At 58.5% G+C, this 7,182-nt stretch carries 6 protein-coding genes; 2 read left to right on the forward strand and 4 right to left on the reverse strand.

The genetic code is table 11. The features are described from left to right. Positions 1–121 precede the first annotated feature (121 nt). From CKW21_RS14530 to CKW21_RS14545, 4 genes are all read right to left on the reverse strand, one after another. Complete coding sequence (locus CKW21_RS14530) at positions 122–1,558, reverse strand: NAD(P)(+) transhydrogenase (Re/Si-specific) subunit beta (RefSeq protein WP_095194641.1); 1,437 nt, start codon at positions 1,556–1,558, stop codon at positions 122–124. Further along, the gene (locus tag CKW21_RS14535) at positions 1,555–1,911 is read right to left on the reverse strand and encodes an NAD(P) transhydrogenase subunit alpha (protein WP_007992881.1); all 357 of its coding nucleotides are present in this window, start codon (positions 1,909–1,911) and stop codon (positions 1,555–1,557) included. The genes CKW21_RS14530 and CKW21_RS14535 overlap by 4 nt, the downstream gene beginning before the upstream one ends. A gap of 11 nt (positions 1,912–1,922) precedes the next feature. After that, positions 1,923–3,044, reverse strand: a complete 1,122-nt coding sequence (locus tag CKW21_RS14540; protein WP_095194642.1) for a Re/Si-specific NAD(P)(+) transhydrogenase subunit alpha — start codon at positions 3,042–3,044, stop codon at positions 1,923–1,925. Between the two features lie 434 nt (positions 3,045–3,478). Beyond that, positions 3,479–4,378, reverse strand: coding sequence for a LysR family transcriptional regulator (locus CKW21_RS14545; protein ID WP_095194643.1), 900 nt, complete (start codon positions 4,376–4,378; stop codon positions 3,479–3,481). A 158-nt stretch (positions 4,379–4,536) separates the two neighbouring features. On the opposite strand from CKW21_RS14545, the gene CKW21_RS14550 reads away from it, so the two are divergent. After that, positions 4,537–5,718 carry an acyl-CoA dehydrogenase gene (locus CKW21_RS14550; protein ID WP_095194644.1) on the forward strand — a complete coding sequence of 394 codons (1,182 nt, stop codon included), beginning with the start codon at positions 4,537–4,539 and terminating at the stop codon, positions 5,716–5,718. Positions 5,719–5,730: 12 nt separating this feature from the next. Next, a complete protein-coding gene (locus CKW21_RS14555) occupies positions 5,731–6,951 on the forward strand; it encodes a CaiB/BaiF CoA-transferase family protein (RefSeq protein ID WP_095194645.1) in 1,221 nt (406 codons plus the stop codon). The last annotated feature ends 231 nt before the right edge of the window (positions 6,952–7,182 follow it).

Below are 7,182 nucleotides of genomic sequence, written 5' to 3' on the forward strand. Positions count from 1 at the left end.
ATTCCGGGCCTTTCAAGCAAAACACCATTACCGGATCAGTAACAAAGAGACGGTTTGTCCGACGATTTGCGCAAACAAAAACGCCCCGACAAGTCGGGGCGTTTTGTGGTGCCGGCGAGGGTTATTCGACGGCCTTGACCATGTCCTCGATGACTTTTTTCGCGTCACCGAACACCATCATGGTTTTGTCCAGGTAGAACAGTTCATTGTCCAGACCGGCATAACCGCTGGCCATCGAGCGCTTGTTGACGATGATGGTCTTGGCCTTGAACGCTTCGAGAATCGGCATGCCGGCAATCGGCGATTTCGGATCGTTCTTGGCGGCCGGGTTGACCACGTCGTTGGCGCCCAGCACCAGCACCACGTCGGCCTGACCGAACTCGGAGTTGATGTCGTCCATCTCGAACACCTGGTCGTAAGGCACTTCGGCTTCGGCCAGCAGTACGTTCATGTGGCCCGGCATACGACCGGCAACCGGGTGGATCGCATACTTCACGGTCACGCCGCGATGGGTCAGCTTCTCGGTCAGTTCCTTCAGCGCATGTTGCGCCCGTGCTACCGCCAGGCCGTAGCCTGGAACGATGATCACAGTGTCGGCGTTGGTCAGCAGGAAGGTCGCGTCGTCAGCCGAACCGGATTTCACCGGGCGGGCTTCTTTCGAGCCGGCAGGGCCGGCCGCGTCCGCGGTGTTGCCGAAACCACCGAGCAGTACGTTGAAGAACGAACGGTTCATCGCCTTGCACATGATGTACGAGAGAATCGCACCGCTTGAGCCCACCAGAGAACCGGCGATGATCAGCATCGAGTTGTTCAGCGAGAAGCCGATGCCCGCTGCTGCCCAGCCGGAGTAGCTGTTGAGCATGGACACGACGACCGGCATGTCGGCGCCGCCAATCGGGATGATGATCAGCACGCCGAGTACGAAGGCCAGCGCCAGCATCACGCCGAAAGCGGTGTAGTCGCCGGTGAGCATGAAAGTCACGCCCAGTGCCAGTGTGGCCAGACCCAGCAGCAGGTTCAGCTTGTGCTGACCGCCAAACTGTACTGGCGCGCCCTGGAACAGGCGGAACTTGTACTTGCCTGCCAGTTTGCCGAAGGCAATGACCGAACCGGAGAAGGTGATCGCACCGATGGCAGCGCCGAGGAACAACTCCAGGCGGTTACCGGCCGGGATTGCATCGCCGAGGTTCTGGACGATGCCCAGCGACTGTGGCTCGACCACGGCGGCCACGGCGATGAACACCGCTGCCAGGCCGATCATGCTGTGCATGAAGGCGACCAGTTCGGGCATCTTGGTCATTTCAACACGCTTGGCCATGATCGTACCGACAGTGCCACCGATCAGCAGGCCGACGATCACGTAGACGATACCGTCGTGGGCCAGTTCGGCACCCAGCTTGTAGATCAGGCCAACCGTGGTGAGGATCGCCAGGCCCATGCCGAGCATGCCGAACAGGTTGCCGCGACGCGACGTGGTGGGATGCGAGAGTCCCTTGAGCGCCTGGATGAAGCAGACTGAGGCGATCAAATACAGGGAAGTAACCAGATTCATGCTCATGCTTGCTGCACCTCAGCCTTGACTGCTTCGGCCTTGGCTGCCGGAGCCTTTGCTGGCGCCGCTTTCTTCTTGAACATTTCCAGCATGCGTCGGGTCACCAGGAAGCCACCAAACACGTTGACCGCGGCCAGGGCCACGGCGAGGGTGCCCATGGTCTTGCCCAGTGGGGTCACGGTGAGGGCGGCCGCGAGCATGGCGCCGACGATGACGATAGCCGAGATCGCGTTGGTCACGGCCATCAGTGGTGTGTGCAGGGCAGGGGTCACGTTCCAGACCACGTGGTAGCCGACATAGATAGCCAGCACAAAGATGATCAGGTTGTAGATACCGTGAGAGATCAGCATGTCTTCCATTGTTTTTATCCTCAGCCGTTCTTGCGCACGATCTGGCCGTCGCGGCACATCAGGCACGCGGCGACGATATCGTCTTCAAGGTTGATCACCAGTTGTCCTTCTTTATCGAACAACAATTTCATGAAGTCCAGCAGGTTGCGTGCATACAGCGCCGAGGCGTCGGCTGCGACCGCGGCCGCCAGATTGGTCGGGCCGACGATGGTTACGCCATTCTCGACGACCACCTGATCAGCCACGGTCAGCGGGCAGTTACCGCCTTGGGCCGCCGCCAGATCGATGACCACCGAGCCCGGTTTCATTTGCGCCACGGTTTCCGCGCTCAATAGCGTCGGCGCCTTGCGGCCTGGAATCAGCGCGGTGGTGATAACAATGTCAGCCTGCTTGGCGCGTTCGTGCACGGCCACAGCCTGACGTTGCATCCAACTGGCCGGCATTGGGCGTGCGTAGCCGCCGACACCAACGGCACATTCGCGCTCTTCATCGGTCTCGTAAGGTACGTCGACGAACTTGGCGCCGAGGGATTCGATCTGCTCTTTAACCGCAGGGCGCACGTCGGACGCCTCGATCACCGCTCCCAGGCGTTTCGCTGTGGCGATGGCCTGCAGTCCGGCGACGCCGGCGCCGAGAATCAGCACGCGCGCCGCTTTCACGGTGCCCGCAGCGGTCATCAGCATCGGCATGAATCGCGGATAGTGGTGAGCAGCCAGCAACACGGCTTTATAGCCGGCGATGTTGGCTTGCGAAGACAGCACATCCAGGCTCTGGGCGCGGGAGGTGCGTGGCGCAGCTTCCAGCGCAAACGCGGTAATGCCGCACTCGGCCATTTTGGCGATGGTTTCGTTACTGAACGGATTGAGCATCCCCACCACAATGGTGCCGCTTTTTATCAGCGCAAGTTCGCTGTCAGTGGGGGCGACGACCTTCAGAATCAGCTCTGCACCAAACGCGTCACCGGCGCTGCCAATGGTTGCGCCTGCGGCTTCATAGGCACTGTCGACAACGCTGGCATTGACGCCGGCGCCGCTTTGTACAGTGACCTTATGACCCTGGCCGATCAGCTTCTTAATGGTTTCAGGGGTTGCAGCAACCCGTGTTTCACCGGTCTGGGTTTCGAGAGGAACACCAATGTGCACGTCAAATCTCCTGCGTGATCTTATTGAGTAAACCCATGCACTACGGATGGTGCGGCTGGGGCGGCCGATCAGCACGACCCCGCCAAATCAGGGCGGGGCGCGGCATTTTGCAGGCGAACTTTGTGCCCTTCAAGGGATTATGACGCGTGACGGAAAATTAACTACAAGTCACCCCGTGACCGAATGTCGCATCGATTAAGCGCAGTCCCTTGTAAAGCGTGCCTTTCAGAGCATTTTTCTTGAATTTGAGAATTTTCACATAGGCCATATGAATGTTCCTGCATTGCTTCGAAATAGCGGCGCAAAGCCATATGTTCAGGCGCTTGTGGGACGTTTGTACTGCTTTCGGTACAGTCTTCGAATATGCGACAAATAGTTATATCTGTAGGGTTTTTATTTTGCTGACTACGGGGTCAGCTATCCTCTGTAAGCCTTTATCCTTCGAGGCTGTAGCTGTGCGCCTGATTGACCAGCCAATCTCTGAATGCCCTTAAAGACGCCGATTCGACCTTCCGCTCAGGAATCATCAGGTAATAAGCCTTGATGCTGGAGAGTGCCTGGGGGTTGGCAATGACCAGTCGTTTCTCGGCCAATTCATGCTGAATCAGGAAGGGTGGAATCAAGGCGATGCCCATGTCGTGCATGGCCGCCTGGGCCAGCATGGAGAATAGCTCGTAGCGCGGTCCTGTCATGTCGCGAGGGACATTCAGTCGCTGAGAGTTAAACCAATGTCGCCAGGCGTAGGGGCGGGTGGTCTGTTGCAAAAGGGGGAGTTCAGCGATTTCACCGGCGGTCAGATGAGTGTTTTTCCCCATCAGGTTGGGGCTGCAAACGGGAAGCGGATGTTCGCCCATCAAGCGGTGGGACTCCGTACCGGGCCAGTCCGCGTCGCCGAAGTAAATCGCTGCGTCAAAGTCCGTATCGGCAAACAGGAAGGGGCGTGTGCGGTTGGTCAGGTTGACCGTCACTTCCGGGTGTTTTTGCTGGAAGTCCTTGAGTCGAGGCAGCAGCCACTGGGTGCCGAACGTCGGAACTACGGCCAGTTCGATCACATTGGCACCTTGCTGACCCATCACGGACAGGGTGTCCCGTTCGACTGCATCAAGTTGGGTGGCGACCCTGCGGCTGTAGGAAAGACCGGCTTCTGTCAGCTTCACGCCGCGCCGCGAACGTCGGAACAGTTCTACGCTGAGGAATTCCTCAAGGCCGGCGATCTGTCGGCAAATCGCCCCTTGCGTCAGCGAAAGTTCCTGCGCTGCCTTGGTAAAGCTCTCATGGCGTGCAGCTGCCTCAAAGCTGATCAGGGCCGTTGTGCTGGGTATCTTCCTGCGCATGTACGTCAACCTCACTAATACATCGCGTTAAATGCGTTTTGCGACGTTTCGGAGTGAGAAATTAGCACAACAGTATGCAAAATCCTCGTTTGCCGAGACGGTGAACCGGGCCTAGGATCAGTCCACGTTTATTTGACCCGTTTCGAGAGGACATACTCATGGCCGGTAAAGCTAGCTTCAACTGGATCGATCCCCTGCTGCTGGATCAACAGCTCACCGAAGAAGAGCGCATGATCCGCGACACTGCCGCGCAGTTCGCCCAGCAGAGCCTCGCGCCGCGCATTCTCGAAGCGTTCCGTCATGAAAAGACCGACCCGGCGATTTTCCGCGAGATGGGCGAAGTGGGCCTGTTGGGTGCGACCATTCCGGAGCAGTACGGTGGCAGCGGCCTGAACTATGTCAGCTACGGCTTGATTGCCCGTGAGGTCGAGCGCATCGACTCCGGCTATCGCTCGATGATGAGTGTGCAGTCCTCACTGGTGATGGTGCCGATCAATGAGTTCGGTACCGAGGCGCAAAAACAGAAGTACCTGCCGAAACTGGCCTCGGGCGAGTGGATCGGCTGCTTCGGCCTGACCGAGCCTAACCACGGTTCCGACCCGGGCGCGATGATTACTCGTGCGCGTAAAGTGGAAGGCGGCTACAGCCTGACTGGCAGCAAGATGTGGATTACCAACAGCCCGATCGCCGATGTGTTCGTGATCTGGGGTAAAGACGACGCGGGCGATATCCGTGGCTTCGTTCTGGAAAAAGGCTGGAAGGGCCTGAGCGCCCCGGCGATTCACGGCAAGGTCGGCCTGCGCGCATCGATCACCGGCGAGATCGTCATGGACAACGTGTTTGTCCCCGAAGAGAACATCTTCCCGGATGTCCGTGGTTTGAAAGGTCCTTTCACTTGCCTCAACTCGGCACGTTACGGCATTTCCTGGGGAGCGCTGGGTGCTGCTGAGTTCTGCTGGCACACCGCTCGCCAGTACACACTGGATCGTCAGCAGTTCGGCCGCCCATTGGCTGCCACTCAGTTGATCCAGAAGAAGCTGGCCGACATGCAGACCGAAATCACCATGGCGCTGCAAGGCTGCCTGCGCCTGGGGCGCATGAAGGACGAAGGTACTGCAGCGGTTGAAATCACTTCGATGATGAAGCGCAACTCTTGCGGCAAGTCCCTGGACATTGCGCGCATGGCCCGCGACATGCTGGGCGGCAACGGTATCTCCGACGAGTTCGGTGTCGCTCGCCATCTGGTCAACCTGGAAGTGGTGAATACCTATGAGGGTACGCATGACGTCCACGCGCTGATCCTCGGTCGGGCGCAGACCGGCATCCAGGCGTTCTATTAATAGGGGAACGGCATGGGCGCGCTTTCACATCTACGGGTACTGGATTTATCGCGGGTGCTGGCCGGGCCGTGGGCCGGGCAGATTCTTGCCGACCTTGGCGCTGAAGTGATCAAGGTCGAGCGCCCGGGCAATGGTGATGATACGCGCGCCTGGGGCCCGCCATTCCTTAAAGACGCTTATGGCGAGAACACTAGCGAGGCCGCCTATTACTTGTCGGCCAATCGCAACAAGCAATCGGTGACTATCGACTTCACGCGCCCAGAGGGGCGGAAGCTGGTGCGAGATCTGGCGGCGAAGTCGGACATCCTGATCGAGAACTTCAAGGTCGGTGGTCTGGCGGCTTACGGGCTGGACTACGAATCGTTGAAGGCAATCAACCCGGACCTGATCTATTGCTCGATCACCGGATTCGGTCAAACCGGTCCTTATGCCAAGCGTGCGGGTTATGACTTCATGATCCAGGGGTTGGGCGGCCTCATGAGTCTGACAGGGCGACCTGAAGGCGATGAGGGGGCAGGACCGGTGAAGGTGGGTGTGGCGCTGACAGATATTTTGACCGGGCTCTACTCGACGGTCGCGATCCTGGCGGCGCTTGCACATCGTGATCATGACGGTGGCGGTCAGCATATTGATATGGCGTTGCTGGATGTTCAGGTGGCGTGCCTGGCTAACCAGGCGATGAACTACCTGACGACAGGCAATGCGCCCAAACGCTTGGGGAATGCTCATCCGAACATCGTGCCTTATCAGGATTTTCCTACGGCGGATGGCGACTTCATTCTTACCGTGGGTAATGACGGGCAGTTCCGCAAATTCGCGGAGGTCGCCGGGCAGCCTCAGTGGGCGGATGATCCGCGCTTCGCAACCAACAAACTGCGGGTGGCCAATAGGGCGGTCCTCATTCCACTGATCCGCCAGGCCACTGTATTCAAGACCACTGCTGAATGGGTGGCTCAGCTGGAGCAGGCGGGGGTTCCTTGTGGGCCTATTAATGATCTTGCACAGATGTTTGCCGATCCTCAGGTCAAGGCGCGCGGGTTGGCGATTGAGTTGCCGCATGCGCTGGCTGGCATGGTGCCGCAGGTGGCGAGCCCGATACGTTTGTCGGAGACGCCGGTGGAGTACCGTCGTGCGCCTCCTTTGTTGGGGGAGCATACGTTTGAGGTTCTACAGCGGGTACTGGGGCTGGATGCCGGTACCGTGGCTAACTTCAAAGAGTCCGGCGTGCTCTAAGGATTTCCCCCTATATAGAAGAGTGGCTTGCTCCTTCCAGGTGTGGGTGGAGCGGGCTCATTTCCTGCCTCTCGTAACTTATTGAAAGAAAACTGAAATTAACGGTTGACGGCAGATCTCAGGTGTCTATAATTCGCCCCACTTCCGGCGCAGTCGAAACGGAAAACTCCTTGGTAAACAATGAGTTACGCAGTTTTCGGCAGCGGGTTGCTTCAGGTCATCGAAGCCGAA

This window comes from Pseudomonas sp. Irchel 3A7 (assembly GCF_900187565.1).
In the GTDB taxonomy this organism is placed as follows: Bacteria; Pseudomonadota; Gammaproteobacteria; order Pseudomonadales; family Pseudomonadaceae; genus Aquipseudomonas.